This window comes from Curvibacter soli (assembly GCF_029211125.1).
Classification (GTDB): Bacteria; Pseudomonadota; Gammaproteobacteria; order Burkholderiales; family Burkholderiaceae_C; genus Curvibacter_A; species Curvibacter_A soli.
Map to the genome: position 1 here is coordinate 1 of NZ_JARGEN010000025.1, position 15,944 is coordinate 15,944.

At 71.1% G+C, this 15,944-nt stretch carries 14 protein-coding genes; 3 read left to right on the plus strand and 11 right to left on the minus strand.

Going from position 1 to position 15,944, the window contains the following annotated elements:
- Positions 1-135: 135 nt before the first annotated feature.
- The gene (gene serS / locus PY257_RS05435; protein WP_275739681.1) at positions 136-1,461 is read right to left on the minus strand and encodes a serine--tRNA ligase; all 1,326 of its coding nucleotides are present in this window, start codon (positions 1,459-1,461) and stop codon (positions 136-138) included.
- Between the two features lie 49 nt (positions 1,462-1,510).
- A complete protein-coding gene (locus tag PY257_RS05440) occupies positions 1,511-2,452 on the minus strand; it encodes a threonine/serine dehydratase (RefSeq protein WP_275739683.1) in 942 nt (313 codons plus the stop codon).
- 107 nt (positions 2,453-2,559) lie between these two features.
- Between PY257_RS05440 and PY257_RS05445 the strand changes: the two genes are divergently transcribed.
- A complete protein-coding gene (locus PY257_RS05445; RefSeq protein ID WP_275739685.1) occupies positions 2,560-3,213 on the plus strand; it encodes a CBS domain-containing protein in 654 nt (217 codons plus the stop codon).
- 69 nt (positions 3,214-3,282) lie between these two features.
- Here PY257_RS05445 and ispH read toward each other — a convergent pair whose 3' ends face one another.
- Both ispH and PY257_RS05455 read right to left on the minus strand, forming a co-directional pair.
- The gene (ispH, locus tag PY257_RS05450; RefSeq protein ID WP_275739688.1) at positions 3,283-4,284 is read right to left on the minus strand and encodes a 4-hydroxy-3-methylbut-2-enyl diphosphate reductase; all 1,002 of its coding nucleotides are present in this window, start codon (positions 4,282-4,284) and stop codon (positions 3,283-3,285) included.
- A 39-nt stretch (positions 4,285-4,323) separates the two neighbouring features.
- On the minus strand, positions 4,324-4,785 hold the full coding sequence (locus PY257_RS05455) for an FKBP-type peptidyl-prolyl cis-trans isomerase (protein WP_275739690.1): 462 nt from the start codon (positions 4,783-4,785) through the stop codon (positions 4,324-4,326).
- Positions 4,786-4,853: 68 nt separating this feature from the next.
- On the opposite strand from PY257_RS05455, the gene radC reads away from it, so the two are divergent.
- Both radC and PY257_RS05465 read left to right on the plus strand, forming a co-directional pair.
- Positions 4,854-5,531 carry a RadC family protein gene (gene radC, locus PY257_RS05460; protein WP_275739692.1) on the plus strand — a complete coding sequence of 226 codons (678 nt, stop codon included), beginning with the start codon at positions 4,854-4,856 and terminating at the stop codon, positions 5,529-5,531.
- Complete coding sequence (locus PY257_RS05465) at positions 5,528-6,187, plus strand: Smr/MutS family protein (protein WP_275739694.1); 660 nt, start codon at positions 5,528-5,530, stop codon at positions 6,185-6,187. The genes radC and PY257_RS05465 overlap by 4 nt, the downstream gene beginning before the upstream one ends.
- A gap of 75 nt (positions 6,188-6,262) precedes the next feature.
- Here PY257_RS05465 and PY257_RS05470 read toward each other — a convergent pair whose 3' ends face one another.
- The 7 genes from PY257_RS05470 to fdhD form a co-directional block, all read right to left on the minus strand.
- Positions 6,263-7,330 carry a M48 family metalloprotease gene (locus tag PY257_RS05470; protein ID WP_275739696.1) on the minus strand — a complete coding sequence of 356 codons (1,068 nt, stop codon included), beginning with the start codon at positions 7,328-7,330 and terminating at the stop codon, positions 6,263-6,265.
- Between the two features lie 25 nt (positions 7,331-7,355).
- Entirely contained in the window at positions 7,356-7,949 is a 594-nt protein-coding gene (locus PY257_RS05475; RefSeq protein ID WP_275739698.1) for a LemA family protein, read from the minus strand.
- A 55-nt stretch (positions 7,950-8,004) separates the two neighbouring features.
- A complete protein-coding gene (locus tag PY257_RS05480) occupies positions 8,005-8,409 on the minus strand; it encodes a group II truncated hemoglobin (protein WP_275739700.1) in 405 nt (134 codons plus the stop codon).
- Positions 8,410-8,432: 23 nt separating this feature from the next.
- Positions 8,433-10,421, minus strand: a complete 1,989-nt coding sequence (locus tag PY257_RS05485) for an AAA family ATPase (RefSeq protein WP_275739702.1) — start codon at positions 10,419-10,421, stop codon at positions 8,433-8,435.
- 45 nt (positions 10,422-10,466) lie between these two features.
- Positions 10,467-12,989: an ABC transporter permease gene (locus PY257_RS05490; RefSeq protein WP_275739704.1), complete on the minus strand. Its 2,523-nt coding sequence runs from the start codon at positions 12,987-12,989 to the stop codon at positions 10,467-10,469.
- Between the two features lie 739 nt (positions 12,990-13,728).
- A complete protein-coding gene (locus PY257_RS05495) occupies positions 13,729-14,940 on the minus strand; it encodes an IPTL-CTERM sorting domain-containing protein (protein ID WP_275739706.1) in 1,212 nt (403 codons plus the stop codon).
- Positions 14,941-15,065: 125 nt separating this feature from the next.
- On the minus strand, positions 15,066-15,938 hold the full coding sequence (fdhD, locus tag PY257_RS05500) for a formate dehydrogenase accessory sulfurtransferase FdhD (RefSeq protein WP_275739708.1): 873 nt from the start codon (positions 15,936-15,938) through the stop codon (positions 15,066-15,068).
- Positions 15,939-15,944 lie beyond the last annotated feature (6 nt).

Genomic DNA, 15,944 nt, shown 5'->3' on the forward strand with positions numbered 1-15,944 from the left:
CACCCGCGACGCATGAAACTGGCGCAGCCCAATGCCAGGGATACCGCGCAACCGGCTTTGCCGGGCCGCTGGTATCGCCCCCGGCGAGGGGTTGGTGGCCACACGCAGTGGGCAAGCCTGGGGGAGTGTTCCATCTCAGGATGCGCGCAGGGTTTGCGTGCCGCCCATGTAGGGGCGCAGCGCCTCGGGCACCGTCACGCTGCCGTCGGCCTGCTGGTAGTTCTCCAGCACCGCCACCAGCGTGCGGCCCACGGCCAGGCCGGAGCCGTTGAGGGTATGCACCAGCTCATTCTTGCCCTGGGCGTTCTTGAACCGGGCCTGCAGGCGGCGGGCCTGGAAAGCCTCGCAGTTGCTCACCGAACTGATCTCGCGGTAGGTGTTCTGCGCAGGCAGCCACACTTCCAGGTCATAGGTCTTGGCGGCGCCAAAGCCCATGTCGCCCGTGCACAGGCACACCACGCGGTACGGCAGGCCGAGCTTGCGCAGGATGGCCTCGGCGTGGCCGGTCATCTGCTCCAGCGCTTCGTAGCTCTTGTCGGGATGTACGATCTGCACCATCTCCACCTTGTCGAACTGGTGCTGGCGGATCATGCCGCGCGTATCGCGCCCGGCGCTGCCGGCTTCGGAGCGGAAGCACGGCGTGTGGGCCGTGAGGCGGATCGGCAGATCCGATTCGGCCACGACCTCGTCGCGCACGAAGTTGGTCAGCGGCACCTCGCTCGTGGGGATGAGGTAGAGCGCCGCGTTGTCGGGCACGGGCTCGCCCTCCTGCCCGCCCTTTTTGGCCGCGAACAGGTCGCCCTCGAACTTGGGTAGCTGGCCGGTGCCGCGCAGCGTCTCGGCATTGACGATGTAGGGCACGTAGCACTCGGTGTAGCCGTGCTCGCCGGTCTGCACGTCGAGCATGAACGCGCTGAGCGCCCGGTGCAGGCGCGCGATGGGCCCGTGCATGACGGTGAAGCGCGCGCCTGCAAGCTTGACCCCGGTCTCGAAATCCAGCCCCAGCGGCATGCCCAGGTCCACGTGGTCGCGCACGGGAAAGTCGAACGCACGCGGCCCCGCGCCGCCCGGGCTCCAGCGGCGCACCTCGACGTTGCCGTGCTCGTCCGCCCCCACGGGCACGCTGGCGTGCGGCAGGTTGGGCACGGCCAGCAGCAGCGCCTGCAACTCCGGTTGAATCTGTTCGAGCCGCGCCGCGGCTGCGTCTAGGTCAGCCTTGATGGCGTTCACGTCGGCCATCACGGCATCGACACTCTCGCCCTTCGCCTTCAACTGGCCGATCTGCTTGCTGAGCGCGTTGCGGCGCGCCTGCAGTTCTTCGGTGCGGGTCTGGATGGTCTTGCGCTCGGCCTCCAGCGCGGAGAACGCGGGCACGTCCAGGAAGGGCTGGGGGGTTTTGCGCGTTTCCAGGCGGGCGATGGTGCCGGCCAGGTCTTTGCGAAGCGAGTTGATGTCGAGCATCCGGCGATTCTAGGGCGTGCCGCTCCACATTCCGCCCCCGTGAGGCCGCCTACGCGAGCGCTCCCGGATCCATGTTGGCGCCGCAGAGCACGATGCCCACGCGCTCGTCCGCGCGCGGGCGGTAGGCGCCGGTGCGCAATGCCGCCATGCCCAGCGCCGCGGCGGGCTCCACGGCCAGGCGCAGTTCGCGCCACAGCCATTGCTGCGCTTCGCGGATGGCGTCGTCGGGCAGCAGCAGCGCCTGCCGCACGTGGCGCTGCGCGATGACCCAGGCGATATCGCCCACGCGCCGCGCGCCCAGCGAATCGGCGGCCACGCCGCCCACTTCCACGTCCACCGGGCGGCCGGCCTCGCGGGCGCGGTACAGCGTGGGCGCCAGCCCGGGCTCCAGCGCCACCACCTGCGCGCGGCCTTCGCACCATGCGGCCACGCCGCCCATCAGCCCGCCGCCGCCCACGCTGACCAGCAGGCTGTCGGGCAGGCCGCCGCCCTGCTCCTCGATCTCGCGCGCCAGCGTGCCGGCGCCAGCCACCACTTCGGGCTGGTCGTAGGCATGCGTGAGCAAGGCGCCGGTTTCGCGCTGGCGCTCCAGGCAGGCGGCCAGCGCGTCGGCATAGGCCGCGCCGCCCACCACCACGTCGGCGCCCAGGGCGCGCAGGCGCGCGCGCTTGGCATCGGGCGAGACGGAGGGCACGAACACCTCGCAGCGCACGCCCAGCGCGCGCGCCGCCACCGCCGTGGCGATGCCCGCGTTGCCGCCCGATGCCACCACCACGCCGCTGGCAGGAATGGGCTGCGCGAGCAGCCGGTTGAGCATGCCGCGCGCCTTGAAGCTGCCGCCGGCCTGCAGGTGTTCGAGTTTGAACCACAGTTCGGCGCAGGCGATGCCCAGGGCCGCGCCCGGCACGCGCCAGAGCGGCGTGCGGCGCAGGAATGCGTGCGGGGCCAGGCGCTGGCTGGCGGCTTCGATGGCGGCGCGGTCGATCGTCATGGGGATGGGGCTGCGGGCAAGGCGCCAGAGTCTACGCCCGCGCGCCGCGTTGCCCGGATAATGGCCGGCGACAGCCTCTTCCACCCCACACCGGAGCAGGAGCCCTCATGTTCTTCGTCTACGGCCCCGCGGGGCAGATGTACCGTGGCGGCATGGAGGATCTGCCGCGGGTGGCGCGCGTGCGCCGCAGCCCGCGCGTGCAGGCGCTGGGCCCCGTGGCCGTGGAGCCGCCCGCCGCGGACGCGCCCGGCAGCGTGCTCAAGCAGGTCGTGCACGAGGCGCTGAACGCCTACCAGCAGGCCAGCCAAGGCCCTGCGGAGCGCCAGCCGCTCACGCGCGTGGCCGATGTGATGACGCTCGACGTGGTGTCCGTCAACGAGGACGCCACCGCCGCCGAGGCCTGGCAATTGCTGGCCGCCCAGCGCGTGAGCCAGGCGCCGGTGCTGGACGCGCGGCGGCGCCTGGTGGGGCTGCTCACGCGCGCCGACCTGATGCCCGCGGAACTGCTGCCTGCGCCGGGCGCGCAGGCCGCCGCCGATGCCGCCACGCTGGCCGCGCGCCGCGTCTCGGCGCTGATGCTGAGCCCCGTGCCTGCCGTGGCCGCCGATACCGACCTGCGCCACGTGGCGCGTGTGCTGCTCGACCTGCAACTGCCCGGCCTGCCGGTGACGGACGACCACGGCAGCCTCGCGGGCTTCATCGCGCGCGCCGACATCCTGCGCGCCGTGGTGGCCGATCCGCCGCTCGATCTGTGGGGCTGATTTTCCATAAGAAAAGTGCCTTCAGCGCCCTATTTACCTGCGCAGAAAGCTATCAAAAAATGAGCATCCTCAATGCGCGCCGCGCGACCCCGTCTCGGGCACGCGCTCGGTAAGCTCCAGCCCCGTGGCCGCGTCGATCCTGAGCCCCTTGGGCAGCGGGAACTTGGTGGTCTCGCGGATGCCGTCTAGCGTGCGCACCGACACCGCCCCCAGCGCCTTCACGCGGTCGATCACCGCGCGCACCAGCACCTCGGGCGCGGAAGCGCCCGCCGTGATGCCCACGCGCGACTTGCCGGCCAGCCACTCGGGGTGCAGTTCGTCGGCGTTGTCCACCATGTAGGCCTCCGCGCCCAGCCGGGCCGCCAGTTCGCGCAGGCGGTTGCTGTTGCTGCTGGTGGGGCTGCCCACGACGATCACCACGTCCACCTGCGGGGAGAGCAGCTTCACCGCGTCCTGCCGGTTCTGCGTGGCGTAGCAGATGTCCTGCTGCTTGGGCTCGCGCACCTGGGGGAAGCGCGCGCGCACGGCGGCGGTGATGGCCGCGGCGTCGTCCACCGACAGCGTGGTCTGCGTCACCACGGCCAGCCGCGCGGTCTGCGCGGGCCGCACGCGGGCCACGTCGGCCACGTCTTCCACCAGGTGGATGCCGTGGTCGAGCTGGCCCATGGTGCCCTCCACCTCGGGGTGGCCCTTGTGGCCGATCATGATGAACTCGTAGCCCTCTTTGGCGAGCTTGGCCACCTCGACATGCACCTTGGTCACCAGCGGGCAGGTGGCGTCGAAGATGCTGAAGCCGCGCGCCTGGGCCTCCTGCTGCACCGCGCGGCTCACGCCGTGGGCGCTGAACACCAGCGTGGCGCCGGGCGGCACGTCGGACAACTCTTCGATAAAAATCGCGCCCTTGGCCTTGAGGTCGTTGACCACATAGGTGTTGTGCACGATTTCATGGCGCACGTAGATAGGTCGGCCAAATTTTTGCAACGCACGCTCGACGATCTCGATGGCGCGGTCCACGCCGGCGCAGAAGCCGCGCGGCTCGGCCAGGACGATGTCGATTTCCCCGGGCGGCACGTCAATGCTCCACGGCGCCGCAGGCGCTTCGGGTGTGGTTCACAGTATTCCGATCACGTGCACCTCGAAGGTCACGGGCTGACCCGCGAGCGGGTGGTTGAAGTCGAACCGCACGGCGCGCTCGCCCAGGTCGATCACGGCGCCCGCGTACTGGCCGCCGCCGTCGGGCGTGGGGAACTGCACCACGTCGCCCACGCGGTAGTCCTCGTCGGGGTCGCCCAGTTCGGCCAGCAGCGTGCGCGCCACCCATTGCTGCATCTCGGGGTTGCGCTCGCCGAACGCCTCGCCCGCAGGAATCCCGAACGTGGCGCGGGCGCCTTCGGCCAGGCCCAGCAGGCGCTGCTCCACCGCGGGCGACAGCTCGCCCGTGCCCAGCGACAGCGTGGCGGGCTTGCCGCCGAAGGTGTTGATGACATCGCCCGCCGGGCCACCCAGGCGGTAGTGCAGCGTGAGGAAAGAGCCCGGCTCGACGACCGGCGCAGTGCTTGCGGAAGAAGGCATGGAAGTCCCGATAAACTGGCCGCCATTGTAGGAAACTGGGCATTTTCCCGGGCATCCTTGCACGCTCCATGGCATTGCACCACCTGCCCCCTGACGCTCGCCCGCGCGAGAAGCTGCTCGCACGCGGCGCCGGCGCGCTGTCGGACGCCGAACTGCTCGCCCTGCTGCTGCGCACCGGCCTGGCCGGCAAGGGCGTGCTGGCGCTGGCGCAGGAGCTGCTCGACCATTTCGGCGGCCTGTCGGGCCTGCTGCACGCGCGGGCCGAGGATCTGAAGCGCATCAAGGGCCTGGGCGGAACCGCCAAGCGCGCCGAGATCATCGCCGTGCTGGAGCTGGCGCGCCGCGTGCTGGCCGAGCAGTTGCGCGAGCGCGAGGCGCTCGACACGCCCGCCGCCCTGCGCCACTACCTGCAGTTGCACCTGGCCGCGCGCGGGCACGAGGTGTTCGCCGTGCTGTTCCTCGACATCCGGCACCGGCTGCTGGCGCTGGAGGAGCTGTTCCACGGCACCCTCGCGCAGACCAGCGTCTACCCGCGCGAAGTGGTGCTGCGCGCCCTGCACCACCAGGCCGCCGCCGTGGTGCTGGCGCACAACCACCCGAGCGGCAGCGTGCAGCCCAGCCGCGCCGACGAGGCCATCACGCAAACCCTGAAGGCCGCGCTCGGGCTGATCGACGTGCGCGTGCTCGACCACGTGATCGTCGCGCCCGGCATGGCCTTCTCCATGGCCGAGGAAGGGTTGGTATGAGCGACGAGCAGTGCGGCAGCGTGCGCAGCCTGCAGGACCTGGGCCCGATCGCGCGGCGCCTGACCGAACGGCGCGCGCAGGCCCAGGCCGAGGAACGGGCCCGCCGCGAAGCCGTCGCGCGCGTGCAGGCCGAGCGCCACCTGTTCGCGCAGGCCGTCGGCCCCGTCACGCCGCTGGCGCCGCGCAACCCCGCGCGCCAGCAGCCCAGCCTGCCCGCGCCCATCCCGGTGCAGCAGCAGCGCGACGAGCAGCGCGCGCTGCAGGAGTCGATGAGCGACGAGTTCGACGTCAGCACCCTGCTCGACACCGACGACACGTTGAGCTTCCGCCGCCCCGGCGTGGGCCCGGACGTGACGCGCAAGCTGCGCGCCGGGCACTGGAGCATCCAGCGCCAGTTGGACCTGCACGGCCTGCGCACCGACGAGGCGCGCGAGGCGCTCGGCGCCTTCTTGCGCGACGCGCGCCGCACCGGCCTGCGCTGCGTGCGCGTGGTGCACGGCAAGGGCCTGGGCTCGCCCGGCCGCACGCCCGTGCTCAAGACCCGCGTGCAGCGCTGGCTGGTGCAGAAGAACGAGGTGCTGGCCTTCGTGCAGGCCCGCCCGGCAGAAGGCGGCGCGGGGGCGCTGGTGGTGCTGCTCAGGCCGGGGCTGCGGTAGCGGATTTTTATAAGGGAAATCGGCCCATGGCGCTTGATTTACCTGCGGTAGAAGCTATTAAAAAAGGAGCGCCATCTACGCCGGCGTGAAAGGCCCTTCCACCGCCGGTGCGGTGGCCTCGGACACCCGCGCACCCTCCCTTTGCGGCGTGTGGGCCACGGGATGCAGCGGCAGCGGGCCCATGGCGCGGCCATGGATGCGGCGTACGCGCTCGGCGATCGGCGGATGCGCGTCGAGCCAGGCGCCGCCGCGCGCCCCGCCGTCTACCAGCAGCATGTGGTGCAGCGCCGGGTGCCAGGGCGAGCGGTGCGGCGCGCCCTGCTCGCGCGCCGCCCGCTGCTGGGCCCAGGCCTTGCGCAGCACGCCGCCGATGCCGTCGCGGCTGCGCGTCCACTGCACGGCGCGCGCGTCGGCCAGGTACTCGCGCTGGCGCGACACCGCCGCCTGCAGCGCCCGCCCGGCCAGCCAGCCGAACAGGCCCATCACCGTGATGGCCATGCCGAACACCCAGCCCAGGCCGCCGCGCTCGCGCACGGTCTGGCCGAAGTGGTGCACCAGCTCCAGCCCCAGCACCATGCCCGCGAGCTGCATGTGCAGGTGCGTGTCGCCCTCGTGGATGTGGCTGCATTCGTGCGCCACCATGCCCTGCAGCTCCTCGCGCGTGAGCCAGTCGAGCGCGCCCTCGGTCACGGCGACGATGGCGTCGTCCTCGCTCCAGCCCATGGCGAAGGCGTTGATCGCCTCGGCGCGCGGTGCCACCATGGCCTGCGGGCGCGGCATGTGGGCGGCGATGCAGACCTCGTCCACCACGTTGCACAGGCGCTGCTCGGCATAGGACGTGCCGGGCCGCGCCTCGCGCGCGCCCATGCGCCGCGCCAGCCGCTCGATGCCGCCGGGCATGCGCAGGTTGGAGGTCTCGATCCACCAGCCGCCCAGCACCAGCAGCAGCGTGACGCCCACGTTCACGGCGAAGAAGGCCGCCGGAAACGGCAGGCGCCCCGGCAGCAGCCATGCCAGCGCCACCCACGCGGCGGCCAGCGCGGCATGCACGCCCAGCACGGTGGCGGCCACCGCGAGCGCGAAGAAGAAAAGCAGCCGCCGCGTCTCGCCGCGCGCGGTGTCCTGGTGCTCGAAGAAGCGCATGCGCGCCCGGCTCAGAACTTGGCGCTCAGAACGCCACGCGCGGCGCCGCGCGCTCCCCGGCGTTCTGGGTGGACTGCAGCATGCCCGCGGGCGCGAAGCCCAGCAGCCGCGCCACGACCAGCGCCGGGAACTGCGTGGCCGCGTCGTTGAAGGCGAGCACCTCGTCGTTATAGGCCTGGCGCGCGAAGCCGATGCGGTTCTCGGTGCTGGTCAGCTCCTCGCCCAGCGCGCGCATGGTGGCGTCGGCCTTGAGTTCAGGGTACGACTCGGCCACCGCCAGCAGCCGCCCGAGGCTGCCGCCCAGCGCCTGCTCGGCCACCGCCAGCGCGCCGATGGCGCCCGCGCTGGCCGGGTGCGCGCGCGCCTGCGCGGCGGCACCCACGGCATCGCCGCGCGCACGGATCACGGCTTCGAGCGTGGCCGCCTCGTGGGCGAGGTAGCCGCGCGCCACTTCCACCAGGTTGGGCACCAGGTCGTAGCGGCGCTTGAGCTGCACGTCGATCTGCCCGAAAGCGTTGGCGATGCGGTTGCGCCGCTGCACCAGGCCGTTGTAGACGGCGATGGCCCAGGCGAGCACCGCTGCGGCCATGGCCAGGAAAACCCATGCTGTCGTCGTCATGTCCCACCCCCTGCGATAGTTGCCGGCCGGGCCATCTTAACGGTGGGCGGCATACTCACCCGCCCTTGTTGCGCATCCAGTCCGCCGTTTGCATGAAACTGTTGCGCAGCCGCGCGCGCAGATCGTCGGGCACGCCCGTCTCCCCCATGGCCTGGTCCATGCAGGCCAGCCACTGGTCGCGCTCCAGGATGCCGATCGAAAACGGCAGGTGGCGCGCGCGCAGGCGCGGATGGCCGAAGCGCTCGGTGTAGTACTGCGGGCCGCCGAGCCAGCCGCAGAGAAACCAGAACAGCTTTTGCCGCGCGTCCTCCAGCGAGGGGCCGTGCGCGGCGCGCAGCGCCCGGTAGCCGGGCTCCAGGCCCATCAGGTCGTAGAAGCGCTCGGCCAGCGCGCGCACCTTGCCCTCCCCGCCGATCCAGGCGAAGGGCGTGTCGAACGGGGGTTTGTCTTCTATCTGCATCGGCTGGCGTGGTCCATGGGTGCTCAATGCCCCACGGCGGCCTCGGCCTTGGACTGGCAGGCTATGCAGCGCGCCGCCGCCGGCTGCGCCAGCAGGCGCTGCAGGCCGATGAACCCGCCGCATGCGGTGCAGTCGCCATAGCTGCCGTCGGCCATGCGCGCCAGCGCGGCGCGCACCGCCACCAGTTCGTCGTGGTCGCGCGTGGCCTCGGCATCGCGCACCGTGGTGCGTTCGGCGGGCTCGGCCTGGTCTTCCAGGCCGCCCAGGGCTTGCAGCACGTCGCGCTGGTCGTCGCCCAGTTCCACGAGGAGCTGGGCCTTGCGCTGCTCCAGCGCGGTGCGCAGTTGCAGCCGCTGCGCGTCGGTGAGGGTGGTGGTGTTCATGGCCCCCAGGATGCCACCATCGCCGGCGCGCGATTTGACATCCGTCAATAGCCAGCGTCGCGTAGGAACGTGTCTACGCTCTGCATGGGGATCCCATACAGAGCGTAAACACGTTCCAAGGGTCTGCGCGCTCCAGGGCGCGCCGGTCGGCAGGTCGAGCGTGCATGGCAGTTCGTCGAGCTCCAGCGGCTCGGCGTGGCGCTCCTGGTCGGCCAGCACCTCAACGCTGGCCTCGGACGGGTCGTTGCCCGCCGCCTGCCGCCGTGCGATGCGCTGGCGCAGCGTGTCGCCGTCGGCGTGGCAGTGCAGGATGGCAAAGGGCACGCCCAGTTCCCGCGCCAGCGCGCGGAAATCGTCGCGCTCCTGGCGCCGCAGGAAGGCGGCGTCGACGATCACCGGGTAGCCGGCCGCCAGCGCGGCGTGGGCGCCCTGGCGCAGTTGGGCGAAGGTGCGCGCGGTGGCCTCGGGGGTATAGATGTCCTGCCCCTGCCCGCGCGAATCCGCCTGCGCGGGCAGGCCGAACAGGCGCTTGCGCTCCACGTCCGAGCGCAGGCGCACGGCACCCGCGGTCTGCAGCAGCGCCGCCGCCGCGGTGGACTTGCCTGCGCCCGACAGGCCGTGCGTGATGAGCAGCCGGGGCCGGCTGTCGGCGGGGTGGGCGAGCGCCTCGGCGTGGGCGAGGTAGTCCGGCCGTGCCGGGTCGGGCGCGCCGCCGCGCAGCCGGCCCGCCAGTTCGCGCACCAGGGCACGGTACACCTCGTAGCAGGGCAGCAGCGGCAGGCCCGCGTAGTCGCCGGTATCGGCCAGATAGCCGTCCAGGAAGCGCCACGCCAGCCCGTCGAGGCCGTGGGCCTTCAGATCCATGGTGAAGAAGGCGATGTCGGCCATCACGTCGATCCAGCGCAGCGCCGGGTCGAACTCGATGCAGTCGAAGGCCGTCACGTCGTCACCCAGCCGCACCACATTGGCCAGGTGCAGGTCGCCATGGCATTCGCGCACCCAGCCCGCGCCCAGGCGCGCGGCCCACCGGGATTGCAGCGCGGCCTGCTGGCCGGCGAACCAGCGGCGCAGCGGCTCCAGGCGCGCGGGCGGGACGTGGGGGGCCAGCGCATCCAGCACGCCCGCGATGCTGCGCGCCACACACTGCGGCGTGCCCCAGGCGCCCGCGGGTGGCGCGGGCGGCGCGCCGGCATGGAAGCGCGCGAGCCGATGGGCAAAGCGGTCGATGTCCGCCGCCGCCAGTGCACCTTGCCGGGCCAATGCGTCCAGCTCGCAGCCGGCGGGGAAGCGGCGCATGTGCAGCACCCAGTCGATGGCCTGGTTTTCTTCGCCAGGGCCGCCCAGTCGCGGGTCGCCTGCCGTGCCGCACACGGGCAGCACGCCGACGTAGAGCGCCGGGGCGAGTCGCTGGTTGAGGCGCAGCTCCTCTTCGCAGAAATGCCGCCGCGCGGCGGGCGCCGTGAAATCGACGAAGGGCAGGCGCACCGGGCGCTTGAGCTTGTAGGCCGCGTCGCGGGTCAGCAGGATGTGCGAGATGTGCGTGTCGATGCGCTGCACCGGTGCCCCGGTGTCGGCGGCCAGCCGGCGGCGCAGGGCCTCGGCCAGTTCAGTTCCGTTCCTTATGGTCAAAACAGGCTCCAGCGCTTGCTCTGCCTGCGCAGCAAGCTACACATTTCATAGCGACGCTTGGCGCAGCGTCTCCATCACCGGGCGGCGCAGCACTTCGCGCAGGCCCCACCAGCCCGCAGCCCAGGCCAGCACGGCGCCCGCGGCGGCGCCGGCCAGCGGCACCCAGGGTTGGGCGGTCCAGGCAAAGTCGAACGCATAGCGCGCCAGCGCCCAGCCCACGGCCATGGCCACCACGCTGGCCAGGAAGCCCGCGAGCAGGCCCACGCCCACCAACTCGGCGCGCTGCACCTGGCGCAGCAGGCCCTGGCTGGCGCCCACGGCGCGCATGATGGCGTATTCGCGCGCCCGCTCCTCGCGCGTGGCGGTCACCGCCGCGAACAGTACCACCAGCCCGGCGGCGAGCGTGAAGGCGAACAGGAACTGCACCGCGGCGATCACCTGGTCCAGCACCCGCTGCACCTGCAGCAGCGTGCTGCCCAGGTCCACGCTGGTGATGTTGGGGAATTCGCGCACCAGCGCGTTGTCGAAGCCCGGCGCGGCGGGCGCGTGGAAGGCGCTGAGGTAGGTGGTCGGCACGCCGTCGAGATGCGCCACCGGGTACATGACGAAGAAGTTGGCGCGCATCGAGCCCCAGTCGACCTTGCGCAGCGAGGTGATGACCGCCTCGCTCTGGATGCCGCCGATGTCGAAGCGCAGCGTGTCGCCGAGCTTCAGGCCGAGGGTCTCGGCGATGCCGGTTTCCACGCTCACACTGCGCGGGTCGCCCGCGCTCCAGCGGCCGGCGACGATCTCATTGTGCGCGGGCATCTCGGCGGCGTTGGAGAGGTTGAACTCGCGGTCCACCAGGCGCCGGGCCTTGTCGTCGGCATAGTCGTCGGGCGACACGGGCTGGCCGTTCACGGCCACCAGGCGGCCGCGGATCATCGGGTACCAGTCGTACTGGCGCACGCCGGCGGTGCGCAGTACCTGCTGGAACGCATCGCCCTGCTCGGGCATGACGTTGATGACGAAGCGGTTGGGCGCGTCCGGCGGCGTGGCCTGGCGCCAGCTAGCGATGAGGTCGGTGCGCAGCAGCACCAGCAGCACCAGCGCCAGCAGCCCCACGGCCAGCGCGCTGACCTGCACCACCGCGTAGGCCGGGCGCGCGGCGATCTGCCGAGTGGCCAGCACCAGCCAGCGCGGGGCCGTGGCCTCGTTGACCACGGCGCGCAGCGCGCGCACGGCCAGCCAGGCCAGCGCGGCGAACACCAGCACCGCGCCGGCGAAGCCGCCGACCGCGATGGCGCCGAGCTTCAGGTCGCTGCTCATGGCCAGCAGCAGCGCCGCGAAGCCCGCCACGCCCAGGCCGAGCACCGCCGCCGACGCGGGCTTGAGCGCGCCCAGGTCGCGGCGCATCACGCGCAGCGGCGGCACCTGGGCCAGTTGCAGCACTGGCGGCAGGCCGAAGGCCAGCAGCAGCGTAAAGCCCAGGCCCAGGCCGAACGCCACGGGCCAGCCGCTGGCGGCGGGCAGCGCCACCTCCACCAACCCTGCGAGCAGCAGCACGAAGCCATAGTGCACGGCGTAGCCCACGGCCACGCCGAGCGCGCTGGCGAACAGGCCGACCAGCACGAACTCGAAGGCGTAGCTCCGGGCGATGGCGCCCTGGCTCTGGCCCAGCACGCGCAGCATGGCGCAGTCGTCGAGGTGCCGGGCCGCGAAGCCGCGCGCGGCCAGCGCCACGGCCACGGCGGAGAGCAGCGCGGCCAGCAGCGCCACGAGGTTGAGGAACTTCTGCGCGCGCTCCAGCGTCTGGCGCATCTCGGGGCGGCCGCTGTCGAGCGACTCCACGCGCACGCCGCGCACCCCGGGCCGGTCGGCCTCCTGCATGGCCCATTGGGTGAACTGGCGCACGGCGGCGGGCGCGTCGCCCGCGACGGCATAGCGCCAGGTGATGCGGCTCGCAGGCTGCACGAGGTGGGTGGCGTCGAGGTCGGCGCGGTGGACCATGACGCGCGGCGCGAAGTTCATGAAGCCGCTGCCGCGGTCGGGCTCCAGCACGATGGTGCGCGCGATGCGCAACTGCGCGTCGCCCAGCAGCAGCGCGTCGCCCACCTTCAGACCCAGGGCGTCGAGCAGTTGCGCGTCGACCCACGCCGTGCCGGGCGCGGGCACGCCCTGCGCCGCCTGCTCCGGCGCGCCGGGCGCGTCGGCCACGCGCAGGCTGCCGCGCAGCGGGTAGCCGGGCTCCACGGCCTTCAGCGCCACGAGCCGGCTGGCGCCGCCCTGCGCGTCGCTGGCGCGGCCCATGGTGGGGAAGGCGAGCGTGGTCACGCCGCGCAGGCCCAGGCGCGCGGCCTGTTCGGCGAACACGGCGGGCACGGGGTTGTCGCTGACCACCACCGCGTCGCCGCCCAGCAGTTGGCGCGCGTCGCGCTGCAGGCCGCCCTGCAGCCGGTCGGAGAAGAAGCTCACGGCGGTGAGCGCGGCCACGGCCAGCGTGACGGCGACGATCAGCAGGCGCAGCTCGCCCGCGCGCAGGTCGCGCCAGAGGGTGCGCCAGCCCAGGCGCAGGAAAGAGGTGTCCATAGGCTTGGCACCTTAGCGCAAAGACCGGAGTGGTGCCGCAATGGGGAATCCGCGCACGGGGTCTTGCCGGCGCTGGAAGGTTCAACCTGGAAACGGCAGTTGGATGCGCCTGCCGGTGCCGTGATCGGGGTGCCAGGCAAGACGCGACGACGCGGCGGGCTACTGCCCGCAAGGAGGAGCAACGCCGCATGGCGCCCCGAGCGCGGTGCTGGCAGGTGCATAGCGCTCTCACCCATGAGGTGAACGCCATCGAAGCCGTCGACGCTCGATTTCATGCGGCCTGGCAAGGGATGCAAAGCGGTCAACTGCTGTTTCCAGGTTCAACCCAAGCCGCTTCACCTCATCGCCCGCGACGAGGATGATGCACTACAGTGCCATGTCCGCACGGTGCGCGCCATCAGCATCTGGCTGCAGGTCTCCCGCGATGGATGGCCTGTCCGTTCCTGCTGCAGACCAATATCTTTGAGTCCCTTGTCGGTGCATTCAAGGGCACAACACCTCCGCCCAGCTTCGCCTGAATCCAGTCCGAAATTGACCTGCAATGGGCCATGCAGCGGGGTAGCGTGAAATATGCGGGCTAGTGCAGTGTTCGATGCTTGGCGGCACAAATAAAAGCGATGCGTTTTGGCGCAGGGCAAGGCGCAAACCACAGCGATAGCCCCGTCGCTATCGCGAGGATTTGCAACGCCGCCATGCGTCAAAAGGCGCGGTTTTGTGCTGCTTAGCGTTGAACACTGCACTAGCGTGGCACACGGCGCCGCAGCCGGCCAAAGCCCAGCATCGCCAGCATGGACGACATCAAAATCAGCCCCCATTCGCCGAGCGTCGGGATGCTGGCAGGAGACTCGGCCGCGACGACCACAATCGTCACTGTTTGTGGAGGTGTGCCCATTCCGTCGAAGGCGCTATAGGTAAACGTGTCCGTACCGCTGAAACCCCCATTGGGCGTGTAGACGAATCCACCATTTGGATTCAGGACGAGCGTGCCGTTCGCTGGGGCGGTGACCAACGAGGCCGTGAGGGCAAGCGCAAGTGGGGAACTGTCGTTGGCCAAAACGCCGGGAGCGGGAATGCTCAGGGTCGCGCCAGAGGGCGTGACATACGAGTCCGCCGCTGTTATGGGCAATGGGCGGGCCGCCACACTGAAATTTTGCTGCGCCAGAGGCGCTGGCGCGTATCCACTTCCACCTTCCTGGTTGGCATTGACGACACAGGTTCCAGCGCCGATGAAACTCACGGACGTGCCAGCGATGGCGCACACGCCCGCTGCCGCTGGGTCGATGGAGAAGATCACGGGATTGCCAGACCCGCCGCCGGTCGCAGTCACGGTGTAGGGGGCGTCCCCCACCATCGCGCCCGCAGGAGGAGTGGAAGTGAAGGTGATCGCCTGGGGCAGCCCGATGCGCAGCGTGAAGGAATCGGCCGTGGCGCCTGAACCCCAGCTCCAGACATACTCTCCCGGCGTCAGGCCCAAGCTTGCAAAGGTGGCTACGTTCCAGGTCGAAGTCGAAGACAGTGGCGCTCCTGACGCATAGCCTTGGGGTACGACCAGCACGTAAGAGACCTGAACTCCGACTTTGTCCCCGCTACCTGAATCAGCGTAGAAGACAGAAGTTCCTGGCCCTACGCTAAATGGTCCAGTGATCGAGGTGTAGAGATCCGTGGCGGTGCCTCCGGCTGGACCTGCGTGCACAACGCCGGCATTGCCTTGAACCATCGCGTTGTAGCCACCACCGCTGTTGTAGAGCGCCAACGCAGTGGTGTTCAAAGACCCACTGCCGGTGGCAACCACATCCGCACCCGTCTGCGTAAACTGCAAGGTGTAAGCGGCAATCGATGGAGCACAAGCACACAGGAGGGCCGCAGCCGCTGCAAAACTTCTCATTCCCGTCATTCCCGTCATTCCCGCTTCCCTGGTGAAATGGATGAAATCGGCGAAATGATAGGCCATGTGCTCATCGTGCTATTTTCCTCAATTGGCCCCTCGCGTCGTCGATCTCAGGTCGCTCCAGGCTCATGCCTGAATTGGAAAAGACTGACTTGGCCGCTTAGTTTCAACCGAGATTGCCCCTTACGTTACGGGACCGAAGCGCCTTCCACGTACAGCACCGCGCGCGGGTCGCGGCACAGGCCCCACAGGCGCATACCGGCCTGCTCCGCGATGCGGATGGCCAGCCCCGTGGGCGCGGAGATGGTGGCGAGCGCGGCCACGTCGAGCCGCGCGCACTTGCGCACCAGTTCGTAGCTGGCGCGGCTGCTCATGGCGGCGAAGCCGGGTTCGCCCAGCCGGCCCTCGCGCGCCAGGTGCCCGAGCAGTTTGTCGAGCGCGTTGTGCCGGCCCACGTCTTCGCGCACCTCGGACAGCGCCCCGTCCGGCGCAGCCCAGCCGGCGGCGTGGACGGCACCGGCCCGGGCGTTGAGCGGCTGCAGCGCGGGCAGCGCGGCGAAGGCGCGCAGTACTGCGGCGCGGTCCACCTGCGCGAGCCAGGCGCGGGGCCGCACGCGCTCGGGCACGAGGTCGAGCGCGCCCAGGCTGTCGATGCCGCAGACGCCGCAGCCCGTGCGCCCGGCCAGGCTGCGCCGGCGGTCCTTCAGGCGCGCGAAGCTGCGGCTGGAGATGTCGAGGTGCACCTCGCAAGCAGACAGGCCGCCTTGCAGGCCATCGGCGCAGGCCGCGCTGGCGCGCACCTCGATGCCGCGGCAGTCGTCCACGCCGTCGAGGATGCCCTCGCTGAGCGCGAAGCCGAGCGCGAAGTCTTCCAGGTCCAGCGGCGTGGCCATCATCACCGCGTGCGAGATGCCGTTGAATACCAGGGCCACGGGCGTTTCCGCGGCCACGGTATCCGCGCGCGCGCCCGGGTGCGCGCCGCCGTGCACGGCGACGCGGCGGGTTTCGAGCGCGGGCGGCAAGGCGAAGCCGGTGGGCGCGGAGTCGTCGGGGGGCGGCATGCCCGC

Excerpts from the sequence above, each read along its gene's own strand:
- PY257_RS05480 (WP_275739700.1), bottom strand. The coding sequence starts at position 8,409 with ATGCAGATAGAAGACAAACCCCCGTTCGACACGCCCTTCGCCTGGATC.
- PY257_RS05490 (WP_275739704.1), bottom strand. The coding sequence starts at position 12,989 with ATGGACACCTCTTTCCTGCGCCTGGGCTGGCGCACCCTCTGGCGCGAC.
- PY257_RS05465 (WP_275739694.1), top strand. The coding sequence starts at position 5,528 with ATGAGCGACGAGCAGTGCGGCAGCGTGCGCAGCCTGCAGGACCTGGGC.
- fdhD (WP_275739708.1), bottom strand. The coding sequence starts at position 15,938 with ATGCCGCCCCCCGACGACTCCGCGCCCACCGGCTTCGCCTTGCCGCCC.
- PY257_RS05455 (WP_275739690.1), bottom strand. The coding sequence starts at position 4,785 with ATGCCTTCTTCCGCAAGCACTGCGCCGGTCGTCGAGCCGGGCTCTTTC.
- radC (WP_275739692.1), top strand. The coding sequence starts at position 4,854 with ATGGCATTGCACCACCTGCCCCCTGACGCTCGCCCGCGCGAGAAGCTG.
- PY257_RS05445 (WP_275739685.1), top strand. The coding sequence starts at position 2,560 with ATGTTCTTCGTCTACGGCCCCGCGGGGCAGATGTACCGTGGCGGCATG.
- PY257_RS05475 (WP_275739698.1), bottom strand. The coding sequence starts at position 7,949 with ATGACGACGACAGCATGGGTTTTCCTGGCCATGGCCGCAGCGGTGCTC.
- PY257_RS05495 (WP_275739706.1), bottom strand. The coding sequence starts at position 14,940 with ATGGCCTATCATTTCGCCGATTTCATCCATTTCACCAGGGAAGCGGGA.
- PY257_RS05440 (WP_275739683.1), bottom strand. The coding sequence starts at position 2,452 with ATGACGATCGACCGCGCCGCCATCGAAGCCGCCAGCCAGCGCCTGGCC.
- PY257_RS05470 (WP_275739696.1), bottom strand. The coding sequence starts at position 7,330 with ATGCGCTTCTTCGAGCACCAGGACACCGCGCGCGGCGAGACGCGGCGG.
- serS (WP_275739681.1), bottom strand. The coding sequence starts at position 1,461 with ATGCTCGACATCAACTCGCTTCGCAAAGACCTGGCCGGCACCATCGCC.